Genomic DNA, 16,584 nt, shown 5'->3' with positions numbered 1-16,584 from the left:
CACCTGCTGCGTCTTGTTGCCGCAGGCGACAACGACAAGCGTCATCCGCCATTCACTTGCATCATGCTCGTGGGCCATTTCGGAGCGAGGCGAGTCCACCCCGCGCCAGCCGCGACGTCTGGCGGTGCGAAGGGCCGTCTCGGGGTGAGCCCGCGCCGGCGAAAGAGGCTCAGTGGGTCAAGAGCGTCATGGACTCGTACTTGCTGCCCTCGAGCTGGAACGCACCGGGGGCCTTCGAGTCCTTCTCCAACTGGTTCTGGATGCCCTTGGGGAGCTGGGCGTACAGGTCCTGGCCGAGCAGCTGCTCGATGCGGTCCACCGGCACGCGCGCGTCCTCCAGCAGCGGCACGATGGCTTCCTTCTTCGAGGGGCCGTCCTTCAGGTTCGGCACCATGTACGCGAACATCGTCAGGTTGCCGTTGGGCAGCTCCAGCAGCACCGTCTTGAAGTTGTGCGTGGGGACGGCGATCTTCCGGTCCTTCGCGCCCGTGGTGTCCACCTGGTCCTTCGGCAGGGGCTTGCCCTTGTCGTCCAGGAACAGGTTGCCCGTCACGATGTAGGCCTTGCCGCCCGTCTGTTCCACCAGGCCGTGGATGGCCTTCTCCAACGTGCGCCACACCTGCTGGTTGTGGTTGCCGTACTGGGGCGCGATGTTGGTCATCTGGTGGCTTTCGTTCATCGCCTCCTGCGTGGGCGAGTCCTCCGCGGGCTTCATGTGTCCGCGGTCGAAGCCGGTGTTGTTGTAGTCCGAGTCGGTGATGCCCGTGAGCGGCAGCGACGGGTCTCTCACGAAGGTGCTCTTGTTGCGGTTCACCTCCACGGGCGTCTCGTGGATGTCCGCGGCGGAGAGCATGTGGCTGACGAAGGTGGGCAGGTTCTTGCCCTCGTCCAGCATCAGCCGCGAGTACTGCTTCACCATCTCCAGGCCCTTGCCCGCGCCACCCTTGGGGCGCAGCGGGTCCACCTCACCAGCGGCCTCCGCGACGCGGCTCTGGAAGGCGGCCATCTGCTGGTCGGGCACCCACTTCGTGCCGTCCACCTGGTTGGCCTTGGACTTCGTGATGTAGGCCGCGAGCTCTTCCTGGCTGACCTTGCCGTCGCCGTTGCCCCCCAGCAGGTCGGCCCGCTTCGCGAGCCCGTCCTGCCACTTCGAATCGAAGGCATCCACCTTCACGGAGCCGCCGGCCTCGGTGAGCTTCGTGTCGAGCGCGGCGCGGCCCTGCTGGAGCGCGGTGGAGGTGAGGTAGCGACCGTCGGTGGGGGCGGTGAGGTAGGCCTGGATTTCGGCCGCGGAGACCTTGCCGTTGCCCCCGCGCGTCTTGGTGCCCGCCTGGTCCGCGGCCTTCAGCAGGCCCGCCTCCCAGCTCTGGTCCGTCCAGCCGAACTTGGTCTGCAGCTCGGTGATGGAGACCTCGCGGGCGCTGGAGCGAGCCCAGGCGCTGGTGTCCTGGGCCTTGAGGCCATTGACGGGCGCGGACTCGGTGGACACCGAGGGCGACGGGGTGCTGGCACGAGAAGTGGGTCGCAGCGTCGTCATGGGGGTGACTTCCTTGGGCCGACCAGGGGCTGGCGCGGAGTGAGGCCCGGCATCTCTATCGTCGGCCTGACACGGTGCCCGGTTGCGTCATGGGCCCACATTTCTGTCACGAAGTCGTGACTAGGGCTTCTTGCCCTGGGACGCCTGGACGGTGCGTGCGTCCGCCTTCGCCTGCTGGAGCGTGCCGACGATTTGCGCCTCGGCCTGGAGGCGCTCGACGTAGTCGGCGGCGAGCCCCGCGCGCTCGGCGGCCAGGGCCAGCGTGACGAGGAAGGCCTCGCTGATGGGGCCCTGGGGGGCGGGGGTGGCCCTGGGTGGGGGCGTGAAGGCGTGGGCGGAGAGCAGCGCGCCGGTGGCGGTGCGCACCTTGACGGGGCGGGAGGTGGAGGCCTCGGCGATCACCGACTCCAGCCGGCTCACCGCGTCCCAGGCCTCCGGGGAGAGGCGGCGCAGCACGCCGGGGAGCTTCTTGCCCGGGGCATCCACCAGCCGGGCCACCTTGCCGCCCCAGGCCAGCGAGGGCACGTCGTAGACGAGGTCCACGTCCAGTGCCTCGACCAACTCTCCGTCCGGCAGCGAGGGCAGGGCCGGCAGCCCCGACAGGCGCTCACGCGCCGTCACCGGGGACAGGTCGACGGAGTAGGCGAACCAGGAGCGCGGCGAGGGCGTGGCGGCGGGCATGGTGTCGAGTCTCGACGGGGCGAGGCCCCGGGACAAGCCCCCGTGGGTGTGGGCCGGGGCGTCGGGCGCGAAGCCTGGTGGGGTGAGCGCCAGGGTCGTGGGCCCGCAGCGACGACGCATTCCGGCGCAACACCGGGCGAGCGCACTACCGGGCGGAGGGCGTCAGCGACGACGCATTCCGGGGCTACACTTGGCGAGCGCGCCACCGGGCGAGGGCATCAGCGACGACGCCTTCCTGGGCCACACCTGGCGAGCGCGCGACCGGGCGAGGGCGTCAGCGACGACGCATTCCGGAGCACCACTGGGCGAGCGCACTACCGGGCGGAGGGCGTCAGCGACGACGCATTCCGGAGCACCACTGGGCGAGTGCGCCACCGTGCGGAGGGCGTCAGCGACGACGCCCTCCGGGACGAGGCAAGGAGGGCTACTCCTCGGTCGTGCGGTTCGCGGCGAGCTCGATGACGTTGACCATCAGGTCCTTCACGCGACGGGGCTTCTCGCCACCGTTGTCGCGGAGGATGAGGTCGATGTCGTCCTCGGGCTCGTGGTACTCGGGGATGAGGTCGCCGCCGCCCTTCGGGTTGGACAGGCCCTCGAAGAGGAAGAGCACGTCCTCGCCCTTGCGGCCGAAGACGGCGCCGTCCTGACGGTCCCGGTACATGTTGATGTCACGGTTGATGCGGTCGAACGGGTCCGGCAGCTGCGCGTTGGCCTGCTCCACCACGTCGCGGAAGTAGTTCGCCTGCCCGCGACGGTCCGTGTCGACGACGGACAGGCGCTGGTCATCCCAGCGGCCCACCATGTCCACGTTGATGACGCCGGTGATCTGCTCGGTGCCCAGGCCCGGAATCGGGTGGTCCACGAAGTACTGCGAGCCGACCAGGCCCTTCTCCTCCGCGCCCGTCCAGATGAAGAGCACGGAGCGGTCCAGCTCGCCGCGCTTGGCGGCCTCGGCCAGCTCCGGCACCGCCGCCATCAACACCGCGCTGCCGGACGCGTTGTCGTCCGCGCCGTTGTGGACGTTGCCCCGACGGTCCGTTCCCACGTGGTCCAGGTGGGCCATCACCACGATGACCTCGTCCTTGTGCGGACCCGAGCCCGGCAGGAGCGCCATGGTGTTGACCGCCTGCCCGGACTCCGTCGCCAGCGCGCGCAGCTCCTCGACGCCGCGCAGGCCGCCGTTGCGCGCCGGCGTGAGCGGCTGGCCCTCGGCCTTCATCGCGCTCTCGTACTTCTTGTTGAGCATGGCCAGCGTCTCCTGGGGCATGCCCTCCTCCAGGTAGAAGCCCTCCTCGAAGAGCTTGTGGCCGAACTCCTTGTGCGCCTTGTGCTCCTCGCCGCCGTGCACGTGGTTCTCGTCCGTGTTGCCCAGGAACGAGAACACGTCGAAGCGCTGCTGGAACGGGTTCTCGGGGCTGTTCACGTTGGGGCCCACGAGGCCGTACTTCTCGACGTGGGCCTGCACGTAGGCGGAGGCCGCGTCGAGCCCGGGCGACGGGCTGTCACGCCCCTGCAGCTCGTCCGAGGCCAGGTACGCGATGTGCGTCATCGGGTCCGAGTCCGCCACGTTCGGCGTGGGCTCGGTGGGCGTCTCCGGCGTGGGCTCCACCGGGCCCTGGCACGGAGGCGGGGGCACGGGCGCCGGCAGCTGCGGCAGCGGCTGGGGCACCGGGGCCGGCAGCTGCGGCAGCGGAGCCGGCAGCTGGGGCGCGGGGAGGCGGGGCAGCGGCTGGGTGGAGCCGGTCTCGAAGCGGTCCTTGTTCCAGCTCAAGTCGGGCGCCTTCGCCTTGTTCTCGGGCGGCGGAGGGGCCTTCGCGGCCGGGGCTCGCGACGACGCGGTGGGCAGGGGGCGAGGCGTGTCGCTGATCTTCGAGGCCATGGTTTGGGGGATCCCGATGGAGAGCGTGAATGGCGCGCCTCGGGATTATCGCCACAGTGTGCCTCCAGGTTGCGAGGAGACCTCACTTCACCGTGATTTCAGAGGGTTGTATCAACACATGTTTCAGCGGCGGCGGATCATCCGGCCCCGGGGACCAGGGTGGTGGGCGCGCAGGGCGTCCACGAAGGCGCTCAGCGCCGGCTCCCGCTCCCCTGCCCGGGTCGCCACCGCCCAGTCCAGCCAGAGGCCCCGAGGGCCGACTCGCACCGCGTGCAGCCCCCCCTCCGAGAGCCACGGCGCCACGGCCCACTGGGGCAGCACGGTGACGCCCAGGTTGGCGCGGACCATCTCCAGTGCCACGCCCCCCGTCATGGGGATGAGCGTCGCCTTGCGTGGCGAGAGGTTGCCCGCCTTCGCGAGCGCCCGGCCCAGCGGCGTGTGCGCCGCGAGCGCGCCCTCATCGACCCAGACGTGCTCCTCCGCGAGGGCCCGGACCTCCACCTCCTTGCGACGCGAGGTGGCCCACGCATGCTCCCGGCCCACCACGGCGACCAGCTCGTCCCGGAAGAGCGGCTCCACCTGGATGCGGGGACCGGGCCGGGCCTCACCGGCCACGAGCGCGACGTCGAGCCTGCGCGACAGCAACCACTCGGTGGGCGCCTCCCCCGCCTCGGCGACGATGGTGACCTCCAGCCCGGGCCAGTCCCGGGAGAAGCCGCGCAGGAGCTCCGGCAGCCAACGGTAGGACTGCAGACACGCGGTCGCCACCCGGAGCGTGCCGCTGGCGCCGCTCAACAGCTCCCGCGTCTCCGCCTCGGCCCGGACGAGCTCGCTCAGCACCGAGCGCGCGGCCTCGGTGAGACGCCTGCCCGCGGAGGTCGGCTCCAGCCGTCGCCACTGACGATGGAACAGCGGCCCCCCGAGCCGGTCCTCCAGCTCCCGCAGTTGCTGGCTCAACGCGGAGGCAGACAGGTGGAGCTTGCGTGCGGCGGCGTTGAGGCTGCCCAGCTCCTCGATCGCGGCGAGCAACAAGAGGTGACGTGTCTCCACGAGCGGGCTCGGCATCGATTCAGCCTGCCTTAACACTGCCTCCGGAACAACGCGTTCGACTGAATCGAAGCCAGCTCGCATCTTCGCGTGACGGAACACCCCGCCGCGAGGTCCGGGTCTGGCTCGCGCGCCGGGAGGAACACCGACCCGAAGGATGGATGGACACCATGAATCGTCACCTGCGCACGTCACTCGCGGCGCTCCTCGTCACCCTGCTCGGCTGCGCGGGCTCGACGACGGGCGGCCCCTTGGCTTCCCGGTCCACGTCTCCGAGCACATCGAACGTCGAGGCGTATCCCGTCGAGCACCTCGCGGTGCGCTCGCTCATCGAGCGCTTCGCGGACGCGGCCAACCATCAGGACTGGCAGACCATGGAGTCGCTCTTCACCGAGGACGCGGTCTGGGAGGTGAAGGCCGCGCCGCCCATGGGCTGGACGTTCGAGGGACGCAACGCCATCCGAGAGGGCATGACGGGCAATACCGCGCGCGTCGAGCTGCGCGTCATGAGCGTCACGCCCATCGTCGTCCACGTGCAGGGCCCCGAGCGGGCCACCGCGCGCTCCACCCTGGACGAGGTCCTCCGCGTCAGGCAGACGGGCAAGGACCTGCGGGTGGTGGGCACCTACTCCGACCAGCTCGTGAAGCAGGACGGCCAGTGGCGCTTCGCCCGGAGGACCTTCGAGTTCCGCTACGAAGAGGAGCTCGGCACCCCCACGGGAGATGCGCGATGAGCGCCGCGGCGACACCGCGCGTGGCGCTCTGAGGCTGGGCGACGGGCTCGGCTCAGAGGTGACGGACCTCGGCCGGGGGCTTCGTGAAGTCGTCGTCGCGTCCGTTGACGTAGGTGATGGGCGAGCGCATCAGCTCGTCCACGTCCACGTCGTCCAGGCAGTTGACCTTGATGGTGTAGTACTTGCCCAGCTCCGTGTCGTCGCCCCAGCCGAACGCGTGCACGCCGCAGTGCTTGCAGAACAGGTGATGGAGCTGCCTGGTGCGGGACTGGTACTCGGTGAGCGCGGACTCACCGGCCAGGAGCCGGAAGTCCTCGGGGCCGATGACGGATTGCCACAGCCGCGCCTTGGTGCAGATGGAGCAGTTGCACTTGTAGGTGCCCTGGCTCAGGTCGACATCCGCTTCGTACCGGACCGCTCCACAGTGACAGCCGCCGACGTACGTCTTCTTCACGAGTGACGCTCCTCATGGCCCCAGCCACGAGCCCCTCCCTCCCGAGAGCCCCGCCGCCAGCCCCCTCTCGTGGGGGCTTTTCCGTTCCGGAGAAGCAGAGCACGAGACGGCGCCCGGGCCACGGCCGGATTTCGCCCGACCGCGCCCTCCTCCACGAGGGCGACATCCGGGACGTCGTCACGCCAACGACCCGCCGCGCGAGCGTCGCATACCGTCGACGAGGCCCGGGGCGGCACGTCCGACATCCGACGGAGGACCGGGCGCCCGAGCGCTCGTCATGCGCGCCCACCCCACCGCGTCCGTGCCCCGGCACGGACAGTCCGGAGCTACTCTCCGGCCGCGCGCACCCGACCTCATGGACCTCACGCTCTGGGCCACCTTCACGCTGACGATGGCGCTCTTCGCCATCACTCCGGGACCCGCCGTCTTGCTGGTGGTCTCGCAAGCGATGTCGCGGGGCTTCCGGGCGGGGATGAGCGCGACGCTGGGCATCCAGGCCGGCAACGCCGTGTACTTCCTCGTCTCCGTGGCGGGCCTGGGCGCCGCGCTGGCCACCTCGCGAATCGCCTTCAACGCCATCCGCTACGCGGGCGCCGCCTACCTCGTCTACCTGGGCGTGAGCACGTTGTGGGCCGCGAAGCAGAGCCTCACGCTGGCCGAGCGCCCCAAGCCGCCCCTGTGGCAGGGCGCCTTCGTGCAGGGCTTCGCCAAGCAGCTCGCCAACCCCAAGTCCATCCTGTTCTTCGGCTCGCTGCTGCCGCAGTTCGTCCAGCCGGGCCCTCACGCGGGGCTGCAGTTCACCGTGTACGGCGTCTCCTGCATCGTGGTGGAGGTGCCGGTGCTGGCCGGGTACGCCTGGCTGGGCGTCGCCGGAGGCCGCGTCTCCAGCTCACCGCGCGCCCAGGTCTGGCGGGAGCGGCTGTCGGGCCTGGCGCTCATCGGCATCGGCGTGGTGCTCATCACGATGCGTCCGCCGGCCTGAGGCCCACGCACGGCGCCCTCGGCCCCGGGGCGCCGTGCCGGACGTCCTCTCAGGGCGACGGCGTCGACTCGGCGGGCGCGTCCGCGGGCGGCTCCTTCAGCGCCTCCAGCTCCCGCGCGGTGGCCGCGCGCGTCTTGGGCTTGCCCTTCTCCAGGCTGATGAGGGTGGCCTTGTTGCCCAGGACGCAGGCCAGGGTCTCCCCCAGCGCGGGGGCCTTCTTCGCCGCGTCGCAGCGGCCCACGTAGGCCACCTGACGGCGCGCGGGCTCGATGCCGAACGCCACCGCGAAGAACTTCCCCGGGGTACCAGCGAAGGGGCCTCCGGACACGAGCGTCACCCAGGTGTCCTCCAGGAGCTCCGGCGTGTAGAGCACGTCGTAGCTCTCCGGCTTGCACTCGCGCTGGGTGCTCCCGGCCTTGCAGCGCTGCGCGCCCCGAATCTTCTCGAAGAGGCCGTTGTCCACCCGCGCGGTGAACATGGGCGCGGGCAGCTCGTAGCGCACGGGCCCGGCCTTCTCCAGGCCCGCGCAGGTGCGCTTGCCATCCGTCGCGGAGACTCGCAGCGTCAGCGGCATCTGCTGCGTGCCCGTGGACGAGGTGAGGATGAACGCGGTGCCCGTCTGCGCCAGGGACTCGGGGACGGTGACGGAGAAGGCCCCGATGAAGTCCGAGGGCCCCTCGTCCGAGTCGGTGAGCAGCAGGTGCAGTGAGCCGCCCACGCCCACCGGGAGCCAGGCCCCCGAGCGCGTCTCCTCCAGGAAGAGGCTGTTCCACAGGAGGACGCTGGCGTCCTCCTGCTTCGGGCCGATGACGACGGGCGAGGCGCCCTCCACGTCGACCGCCATCGCGGTCAGCTCCGGGTCCGCCGAGGAGCCTTCGTCCCACGCGGAGCCGCTGGCGTTGGTCGACTCGACCTTCGCCGCCAGCGGGGACACGAACAGCTCCTTGCACGCCCGATAGTCCTGCGCCCACGCCTGCGTGGAGACACAGAGCCCCAGCAACAGCCACCCTCGCATCATGCTTCCTCTCACTCCAGCCTGGGCGTCAGCGCCTCGGCTATAGCCCCAACGCGTATACCTTGTTCCGGTCCACCACGTAGACACGGTCCTTCACGATGACCGGGTCCCGCAGCGCGCCCCCGTCCGACGTGCCCACCAGCGACAGCTTGGTGGCGCTCCACAAGGTCGACAACGTGGAGACGGCGACGACATGCAGCCCGGTGCGCGAGGTGATGACCAGCGTGGGGATGCTCACGCCCGAGTCGTCCTTCGTCCCCGACGCCGCCGCGATGCTCGTGCTGCGCCTGCCCGCGAAGGGCGTGGTGGAAAAATCCAGCAGGTCTCGCCCGTAGAACGGGACGACGACGTCATACACCCCCGTCAGCGTGGTCGTCAGGGGCGTGCCGCCGGAGAGCGCGTCGAAGGAGTACAGGACGGTGCCCAGGTTGGAGCCGGAGGTCTCCTGCGCCGCGAAGATGGCCCGTCCGGCCACGAGCACCGGCGCCTGGAAGCCGGTGAGGTGCGAGGCGGGGAGCGGCGCGGAGCGGAAGAGGCTGGCGCCGTTGTAGCCCGCGTTGCGGATGTTGAACGTCACGGTGCCGGTGGCCGGGTCCCGCTCCAGCAGATAGATGCGATTGCCCGACACGCTGATGTGGCTGGCGGGCTCCAGCGCCACGCGGGGCCAGCGCGCCGTGCCCGTGGCGACATCCCAGCCATACAGGCCCGTGGCGAAGGGACGGGGCTCGGTGGCGGAGCAGTTGGTGGAGCACTGGAAGTTGTAGAGGGCGGCCAGGTAGATGAAGCCGCCGTCCGCGGCGACGGAGCCCAGCCGATCCTCGGCCGTGTCCCACTGGTGCTGCGGGAAGACGCGCGTGCCGCCGTAGTAGCCGTAGGTGTTCAGCTCCAGGAGCAGGTTGCCGCGCTTGTCGAAGGAGCGCAGGCCCAGCTTGGGGCCGTGGTAGTGGAGCTGGTTGTAGACCCACAGGCGCGTGCCGTCCGACAGCGACTGGCCCCAGCTGTCGTTGGGTGCCTGCTCGTACTCGGCATAGGGGATGGTGCCTCCGGAGTAGTAGTTGGCGCCGAACTGCTGGCTCCAGGTCCGGATGCCGTCGTCGTTGCGGACGATGCCCTCCTTCGCCTCGTAGACACCGCCGCCCACGTTCTTCTCGTAGGTGAACATCGTCGGCCAGTGGCCCCGGTTGTCATTGAGCTGGCGGTCCACGCTCCACACGTTGGCGCCGGTGTCCACGGCGAGCTTGTCCAGCGCGGGGCTGCCGCCGGAGCCGACGTAGTTGGGATTGGAGTTCCACGTCAGGTAGACGCCGCCGGTGTTCGCCACCACGCGCTCGACGCCCTGCACCGTGCGCCCCACGCCGGCGGTCGGTGCGTACTCCCAGAGCTTGCGCAAGGGATGCCACGCACAGCCGTCGGAGGTGGAGGAGCGGCGGGCATCATGCCCCAGCGTCGTCCAGGCGTTGGTTCCCGTGCACGCTGGCACCACGGCGGAGGTGACGACTCCCGCTGTCTCGGCTGGCGGTGGCGGGGCTTCCGTCCCCGGGCCTCCACAAGCGACGAGCCCCACGGCGGACCCCATCAGCACCACGCCTCGTGTCTTCAGCGTCATGGCACGACCTCCCCGTTTGTGGGCCCACGCTAGCGGTTCACGACACCGCTGTCCCCACCTCCCCCTTGCCCGCTTGCAGCCGGAGGGGCTGGGCACGGCCATACGTGAGCGAGCGCCACAGCCACTCCACTGGCCCGAAGCGGAAGCGCGAGAGCCACAGGTGGCTGAGGACAATCTGGAGCGCGAAGATGCCGAGCGACAGGAAGATGACGCGTGACGGCGGCAGCTTCGTGATGAGCCCCAATCCCCAGCCGTTGTAGATGAAGACACTGACGACCGACTGCATCAGGTAGTTCGTGAGCGCCATGCGGCCCACGGGCATCAGCACGGCGAAGACGCGCTGGACCCAGCCACGCCGGGACAGGAGCGCGAAGATGGCGACGTAGGCCGCGCCCAGGAAGAGGCAGCCGAGCTCCTGCACCTGGTTGAGCAGGATCGACGTGTCACGGCTCATCTGGTCCATCAACCCCAGCGAGCGCAGCCGCCAGAGCACCAGCCCCAGGCCGTTGCCGATGACGCCGAGGAAGAGCCCCCAGAACAACAGGCGGTGGTGCACGGGCCGGTTGCCCTCGATGTCCTGGAGCAGCAAGAGCCGCCCCGCCAGCAGCCCGAAGAGGAAGCGGCCCAGCGCGAAGCTCATCCAGACGAGGCGGTTGGGTTGAAGGAAGGTCTCCACGTTGAAGAGCATGCCGCCGAGCATCGCCGTCCAGAGCGAGTCACTCGAGTACGCCTCCAGCAGGCGCGTGCGCGCCGCCAGCTCCGCCGCGCGCGTGGCCGTCGCCGCGGCCTTCGCGGCCTCCGCGCCGTGGAGCCATATCGGGATGTGGTGTGAGAGCAGCTGGACGGTGCTGGGTATCACCGCCATGCACAGCACGGCCCAGATGAGCACCGTCCTGTTGGAGGCGTTGCGGAACAACAGGAGCAGGAAGCCCACCAGCGCGTAGGTGTGCAGGATGTCGCCCACCCAGATGACGTACTGATGGAACAGACCCAGGCCCAGGAGCACCAGCAGGCGCCGGGCATAGAGCCGGGTGATGGAGTCGCCCCGCTTCTCCGCGCGGGACATCTGGATGCTGAAGCCCAGGCCGAAGAGGAACGAGAACAGCGTCACGAACTTCTGGTTCACGAAGAACAGGTAGAGGTTGTTGATGACGGTCTCGAAGAGCGGCGCCGTCAGCGCTCGCGCCTCCTGGGGCGGCATCAACACCCGACCACTGAACCAGGCCGCGCTGTTGGAGACGAACACACCGCAGAGGGCAAAGCCTCGCAGGGCATCCAACAGCGTGACGCGCTCACCGACGTCCACCGGGCGAGCCTCGGCGGGGGGCGGCGAGGAAACGACAACGGGCTCGGACATCGCTCAAGCAGATGCCCGAGCCCGTTCGTCGTCAACCGGGACTTGCTACGTGAGCACCATCCAGCTCGACCCGAGGTCGACTACCCCCGGCGCGGCGAGTTCGACGCGCACCAGCCATACCCGCGGCGCTCGCACTCGACGCGCTCCCGACGCTCACGCTCCAGCCGGGCCAGACGCTCACGCTCCTGACGCTCGCGCTCCAGCCGGGCCAGACGCTCACGCTCCTGACGCTCACGCTCCAACCGCGCCTGCCGCTCACGCTCCTCACGCTCACGCTCCAGTCGGGCCTGACGCTCACGGTCCGCGCGCGAGACGTTGCGCTGCCCCTCCGCCCACTCCGTCACCTTCTGCGTCGCGACGGGGGAGGCACCATGAACCGACTGCGCGAGGACGGGAGAACCCATCGTGAGGGAGCACACCACCAGGACTCGCATCAGCTTGCTGTTCATGACGACCTCCTTCGCAGCGGGTTGCGCCGCGCTCTGTACCTTCTGACGCGCCTCCCTCGGGTCTATTCAGGTTCCGTCCCCCGCACCGGGCAGGGCACACACGGAGTCCAGGCGCCACTCGGGACGGCATGGGAAACAGCGCCACGCTGCGTCCTGGCGGCGGCCTCGCATACATCCACCTCCTCACGGTGAGGGACGACGCGAGAGGCATCGCCCTCATCGCCGCACATCTCGCACGGAGGCGTCGGAGGACCACCGGGTCGCCAGCCGTCTGTCCTCCCCGTGCGAGGAGCCCGCCGAGGTGCTTCGGTGCACCTTCGCGCCCGGCGCGCGCAGGAGCCTGAGCACCTCCGCAACCTCGCGTGACTGGCAGTCGGCCCTCGTTGCGCGATGACCGCGCCGAGGTGCTTCAGCCTCAACTCCTCATGCACCCCGCACGAAAACGCCGGAGTCTCGGCGACCTCGTGCCGCGAAGACACAGGACAGACGCCTGACGTGATGCCGTACCGGGCCTATCGTGCAGGCAATGGCTGCTCAGCCCTCCGCGCAGCCGGGCGTCTTGTCCGGGTCCGGGAAGGGATGCTCCCGGTGGGGTGCCTCGTCATCATCACCTTCCGCCACCCCGGGCGTGTGCCCGGGCACCTCCTCCTCGTAGCCCGTCTCCCGCGCCGTCCTGCCCTCCGAGGGGTCGCCCGCGCGTTGGCGCTCATCGATGTCCGGCATCACGTCCTCCTGGGTCGTCCTCGCGAAAAAGATAGGCAGTGCCGCGCACGAAGACGGCGCGCCGGGCGATGATGCGCGGCACAGCGGAGGCGGCGGCATGGGCACACACCTGGGAAGCACCTTGCGACAGTGGAAGGACCACGCCTCGCGGCTCGTCCAGAACACCGTCTCCCTGGCGGCGACGGTGTACGTCACCCTCCGGCCCGACCGCGCGGGGAGTGAGCGGGCCCAGCAGAACGCCGAGCGGCTCATCGCCGCGTGTCGCGAGTTCGAGGCGCGACGTGGCCGGCTCCCCGAGGCGCTGTCCGAGCTCGTCCCCGACCTGCTGCCCGAGCTGCCCCGGGCGAAGTTCGACGGCCCGCACTTCGGCTTCACCTATGACGTGACGCAGCAGCGCCACGTGCTCGGCTGGACGGACCGGCTTCCCTTCGGCCGCCCCTACTACGTCTTCGAGGAGGACCGCTGGGGGTATCTCGACTGACACACGTCCGGAGGGCGTCCTCCACGCGTGACACGGTGTTGGGCTAACGTCCCCCGACATGCGCGTCTCGCGACTGTCGGCCGCCGCCCTGTTGCTGTGCCTCGCCATGGTGGGTTGTGAGCGCAAGGCCTCCACGGCCCCGCCCTCGGCTCCCCAGCCCGCGACGACTCCCGACAGCTTCGCCAAGGCGGGCCTCACCGCGCCCGCGACGGTGCCCGGTGTCATCGAGCCGGGTGAGGTGGACGTCACGGAGCTTCGCGACGCCCTGGCCAACCCCACGCTCCTCGACGACGAGGCGATGGAGCGCCTGCTGAACCACCTGCGGGCCGAGAGTGGCTTGCCTCCAGACACCACCGGAGAGCTGCTCGAAGGCGCGCCCGGAGGCGCGCCGCCCAGGCCACAGTCGCTCCGAGCGGCCATCCCGCCTCCCGCCGCCGCACCCGCGCCCCGAGAGGCCCAGGAAGCCCTCTCCCTCGAAAGGCGAACAGCGGACGCCGTGGCCCGTCAGGCCGTCATCCGGTCGCGTGAAGCCATGCAGGTCATCCGCGGGAGCAGCGGTGGCGGTGGCGAGCTCACGCAGGAGCCTTCCAAGAAGGAGCGGGCTGACGGCGCTCCACCGCCCACGAACCTGCCCACGCCCGTGTTGCCCAAGGTGGACGCGGCGCCTCGCGCGGCCAAGGTCCTGGTGCGTGACGAGTCCGGCCGCTACCAGCCGCTGAAGACCCGCGCGATTCGCGTCGTCACGTACATCCAGGGCGCCCGCGCGCGCACGGTGGTGGACCACCTCTTCGAGAACGACACGCCCCACGCGCTCGAAGGCACCTTCTACTATCCGCTGCCCGGAGGCGCGTCCGTCGCGGGCTTCGCGCTCTACTCGGGCGCCGTCGCGGTGAACGCCCCTTCCCTCTTCCAGTCCTCGGACCTGCTGCCCGCGCTGGGCGACGGCACCGCCGACCTGGAGCGCCTCACCGCCGCCGCGCCTCCCAGTCCGAAGGGCGCGAAGCGCTCATGGGGCGAGGTGCAGGAGGCCCGCGTCGTCGAGCAGAAGCGCGCCCGCGAGGTCTACGAGGACATCGTCCGCGACAACGTCGACCCCGCGCTGCTCGAGTGGGCGGGCGCCTCCACGTTCAGCGCGCGCGTCTTCCCGCTGCCGCCCCGCTCGCTCAAGCGCGTGATCATCGCCTACGAGCAGACGCTCATCCACGACGGCCAGCACCTGCGCTACACGTGGCCCCTCCCCGTCGGCGCGGGCAAGGACGTGCAGGTGTCCGCGCGCGTCCACGTGGACCCGACGCAGGTGCGGCAGGAGCTCGTTGCTCCCGACGCCAAGGGCAGCGCTCGAATGCTCGGCGCGTGGCGGGTGCATGACTGGCCCCAGCTGAAGGGTGACGGAGCGCTGTCCGTCGCGCTCGCGCCGAAGGACGCCGACGCGGACGTGCTCGTGGGCAAGGACGACGCGGGCCTTCCCGGCCAGGCCTTCCATGCCCGCGTCCGTCTGCCCGCGAAGCTGACGTCGACGGCCGAGGGCCCGCCCACCGGGCGCGCCGTCCTGGTGGTGGACACCTCCCTCTCCACCGAGGACGGGAACGCCTGGGCGCTCCAGGCCGCCACCCTGCGCGCGCTCCTGGAGAAGGACACCACGCTGAAGGAGTACGCGGTGCTCCTCTTCGACGTGCGCCCCCGCTGGCTGCACGGCACGGGCTGGCGGACGAACGACGCCGCCCGCCGTCGGGAGACGTTCTCCGAGCTGGAGCGCGTGTACCTGGAGGGTGCGTCGCACGTGGACGGGATGCTGGCGGAGCTGGACCGTGCCGGCGCTGACTGGCTCAAGCCCGCCCGGCCCGGCACGCGCGTGACGGCCCTCCTGCTGTCGGACGGCAACGTCACGTGGGGCCCGAGCACCGTCGAGTCCCTCATCTCCCGGCACACCAGCGCCGAGTCGCTGCGGTGGGTGACGTACCGCTTCGGTGAGGCCGCGGTGAACACGGAGCTGTTCGACGCGCTCGCCCGGGCCAGCGGAGGCCGGGGCGTGTCGGTGCTCTCCGGAGCCCAGGTGGATGCCGCGGCGACGGCGCACCGGGCCAGTCCCGTCGTGCTCTCCCGCGTGGAGGTGAAGGGCGCGCCGGTGAAGGACCTGGTCATCGCGGGCCGCCCGCACCTGGTGTTCCCGGGCCAGGAGCTGCTCGTGGCCGGGCGGCTGACGGAGCCCGGGGCCGCGGCGCTCGTGGTGTCCACCCGCGCGGGCGAGGAGGAGAAGACGCTCGAGGTGCCCCTGCCTCGCGACACGAACAGCGCGTTCGCGCCTCGCGCCTGGGCGGACCTCTTCGTCGCCCGACTCGTCGCGCTGGACGACGTGCGGCTGGACCGGATGGTGGTGGCGCTCAGCCAGCACTACCACCTGGCCAACGCGCGCGCGTCCATGCTCGTGCTCGAGACGGCGGCCGAGTACACGCGCTTCGCCCTGAGCGACGAGCGCGTGGAGCTGACCGACCTGGAGCTCCTGCGCAAGCGCGAGCAGGACCAGCGCCGGGATGCGCTCGTGGGGCTGGACCTGGACGCCGTCCCCAAGTCGGGGCGCGCCGTGGTGGACGCCCTGACGCGGCAGCGCGCGGCCCTCGCGCCCACCCATCCGCGCCAGCCGTTGCGCGACGAGCCCTACGCGGGCGGCGAGGCCCGCCTCACCGCGGAGCTCACGTACCGCAAGGCGCGTCGGGAGAACCGGGACGATGTGACGCTGTACGAAGGCATCGCCCGGGAGCGCGCCTTCGCGGGTGACACCGGAGGCGCCGTGCGGGCCCTCTCGTCCCCCGTGGAGCTGCGCCCCAAGGACCCGGAGGCGCTGCGACTGGTGGGCTACGGCCTGCTCGCCCTGGGCCAGTACGCCGCGGCGACGGAGCTGTTCGAGCACCTGCGGCTCAGCCGCACCTTCGAGGGACAGGCCTACCTGGAAGAGGCGCTCGCGCTGGACGCCGCCGGCCGCTACGCCGAGGCCGCGCGCAACTACGAAATCCTGCTCGCCCGCCCCTTCCCGCGGCACCCCGGTGAGCTGAGCCTGGTCGCGACGTACCACTACGGCCGGATGCTCTCCGCGCTGGCGCGACACCCGCGCGCGGAGCCCATCGTCCAGGAGCTGCGCGCGCGCCTCGCCGAGCTTGGGAGCCCCGGGACGTCGGGCATGTACAGCGACGCCTTCTCCCGCGCGCCCATCGGCTATCAGCTCACCACCCACTGGAACTCGGACCAGACGGACATCGACCTGTGGGTCATCGAGCCCGACGGCGAGCGCTGCTACTACCAGCACAAGCAGACGCGGCTCGGAGGCCAGCTCTACTGGGACATCACCGATGGACTGGGGCCGGAGCTGTACCACGCGCGCAAGCTGGTGCCAGGGCCCTATCATGTCGTGGTGCACTTCTACGGACACCGCGCGCCCAAGCTCGCCGTGCCCACGGCCGTGCTGCTGGTGAGCGACAGGAACGTGTTCTCCGTCGACGAGCCGACGCAGCGCCGCTTCCAGCTGCGCATCCTCCCGAAGAAGGATGCGAAGCTGCTGCTGCGCCGCGAGGAGTTCATCTCCCGGAAGACGGCGACCATCGCCACCCAGCCCCCACCCTGACGTCTCCCCCCGCGAGGTCCGGC

At 70.6% G+C, this 16,584-nt stretch carries 14 protein-coding genes; 4 read left to right on the top strand and 10 right to left on the bottom strand.

What is annotated here, in order from left to right; all coding sequences use genetic code 11:
• Positions 1–169 precede the first annotated feature (169 nt).
• The 4 genes from VZQ01_RS31340 to VZQ01_RS31325 form a co-directional block, all read right to left on the bottom strand.
• On the bottom strand, positions 170–1,537 hold the full coding sequence (locus VZQ01_RS31340) for a DNA/RNA non-specific endonuclease (protein ID WP_426745453.1): 1,368 nt from the start codon (positions 1,535–1,537) through the stop codon (positions 170–172).
• A gap of 120 nt (positions 1,538–1,657) precedes the next feature.
• Positions 1,658–2,218: a gamma-glutamylcyclotransferase gene (locus tag VZQ01_RS31335; protein WP_426745452.1), complete on the bottom strand. Its 561-nt coding sequence runs from the start codon at positions 2,216–2,218 to the stop codon at positions 1,658–1,660.
• A gap of 424 nt (positions 2,219–2,642) precedes the next feature.
• Positions 2,643–4,097, bottom strand: coding sequence for a M28 family metallopeptidase (locus VZQ01_RS31330; protein WP_426745451.1), 1,455 nt, complete (start codon positions 4,095–4,097; stop codon positions 2,643–2,645).
• A 123-nt stretch (positions 4,098–4,220) separates the two neighbouring features.
• Positions 4,221–5,162 (bottom strand): LysR family transcriptional regulator, encoded by a 942-nt coding sequence (locus VZQ01_RS31325; RefSeq protein WP_426745450.1) that lies wholly within the window; start codon positions 5,160–5,162, stop codon positions 4,221–4,223.
• Between the two features lie 152 nt (positions 5,163–5,314).
• On the opposite strand from VZQ01_RS31325, the gene VZQ01_RS31320 reads away from it, so the two are divergent.
• On the top strand, positions 5,315–5,878 hold the full coding sequence (locus VZQ01_RS31320; RefSeq protein WP_426745449.1) for a nuclear transport factor 2 family protein: 564 nt from the start codon (positions 5,315–5,317) through the stop codon (positions 5,876–5,878).
• A gap of 52 nt (positions 5,879–5,930) precedes the next feature.
• On the opposite strand, the gene VZQ01_RS31315 is transcribed toward VZQ01_RS31320, so the two are convergent.
• Positions 5,931–6,332 carry a GFA family protein gene (locus tag VZQ01_RS31315; RefSeq protein WP_426745448.1) on the bottom strand — a complete coding sequence of 134 codons (402 nt, stop codon included), beginning with the start codon at positions 6,330–6,332 and terminating at the stop codon, positions 5,931–5,933.
• Between the two features lie 355 nt (positions 6,333–6,687).
• Between VZQ01_RS31315 and VZQ01_RS31310 the strand changes: the two genes are divergently transcribed.
• Positions 6,688–7,314, top strand: coding sequence for a LysE family translocator (locus VZQ01_RS31310; RefSeq protein ID WP_046715388.1), 627 nt, complete (start codon positions 6,688–6,690; stop codon positions 7,312–7,314).
• Positions 7,315–7,363: 49 nt separating this feature from the next.
• Here the strand turns inward: VZQ01_RS31310 and VZQ01_RS31305 are convergent, their stop codons facing one another.
• The 5 genes from VZQ01_RS31305 to VZQ01_RS31285 all read right to left on the bottom strand — a co-directional run bounded on the left by VZQ01_RS31305 (position 7,364) and on the right by VZQ01_RS31285 (position 12,464).
• Positions 7,364–8,332, bottom strand: a complete 969-nt coding sequence (locus VZQ01_RS31305; protein ID WP_426745446.1) for a hypothetical protein — start codon at positions 8,330–8,332, stop codon at positions 7,364–7,366.
• Between the two features lie 37 nt (positions 8,333–8,369).
• Complete coding sequence (locus VZQ01_RS31300) at positions 8,370–9,935, bottom strand: hypothetical protein (protein ID WP_426745445.1); 1,566 nt, start codon at positions 9,933–9,935, stop codon at positions 8,370–8,372.
• A 37-nt stretch (positions 9,936–9,972) separates the two neighbouring features.
• Positions 9,973–11,292, bottom strand: coding sequence for a DUF418 domain-containing protein (locus VZQ01_RS31295; protein WP_426745444.1), 1,320 nt, complete (start codon positions 11,290–11,292; stop codon positions 9,973–9,975).
• 80 nt (positions 11,293–11,372) lie between these two features.
• On the bottom strand, positions 11,373–11,741 hold the full coding sequence (locus VZQ01_RS31290) for an ATP-dependent DNA helicase (RefSeq protein ID WP_426745443.1): 369 nt from the start codon (positions 11,739–11,741) through the stop codon (positions 11,373–11,375).
• Between the two features lie 534 nt (positions 11,742–12,275).
• Complete coding sequence (locus tag VZQ01_RS31285; protein ID WP_141332274.1) at positions 12,276–12,464, bottom strand: hypothetical protein; 189 nt, start codon at positions 12,462–12,464, stop codon at positions 12,276–12,278.
• A gap of 97 nt (positions 12,465–12,561) precedes the next feature.
• On the opposite strand from VZQ01_RS31285, the gene VZQ01_RS31280 reads away from it, so the two are divergent.
• Together VZQ01_RS31280 and VZQ01_RS31275 are read left to right on the top strand one after the other, a co-directional pair.
• Positions 12,562–12,945 carry a hypothetical protein gene (locus VZQ01_RS31280; RefSeq protein ID WP_223745299.1) on the top strand — a complete coding sequence of 128 codons (384 nt, stop codon included), beginning with the start codon at positions 12,562–12,564 and terminating at the stop codon, positions 12,943–12,945.
• A 58-nt stretch (positions 12,946–13,003) separates the two neighbouring features.
• Complete coding sequence (locus VZQ01_RS31275; protein WP_426745442.1) at positions 13,004–16,561, top strand: DUF2135 domain-containing protein; 3,558 nt, start codon at positions 13,004–13,006, stop codon at positions 16,559–16,561.
• Positions 16,562–16,584: the final 23 nt, after the last annotated feature.

Source organism: Myxococcus faecalis, from assembly GCF_050039385.1.
Classification (GTDB): Bacteria; Myxococcota; Myxococcia; order Myxococcales; family Myxococcaceae; genus Myxococcus; species Myxococcus fulvus.
The sequence above is the reverse complement of the archived record's forward strand: the minus strand, read 5'-3'. Positions and strand labels throughout refer to the sequence as shown.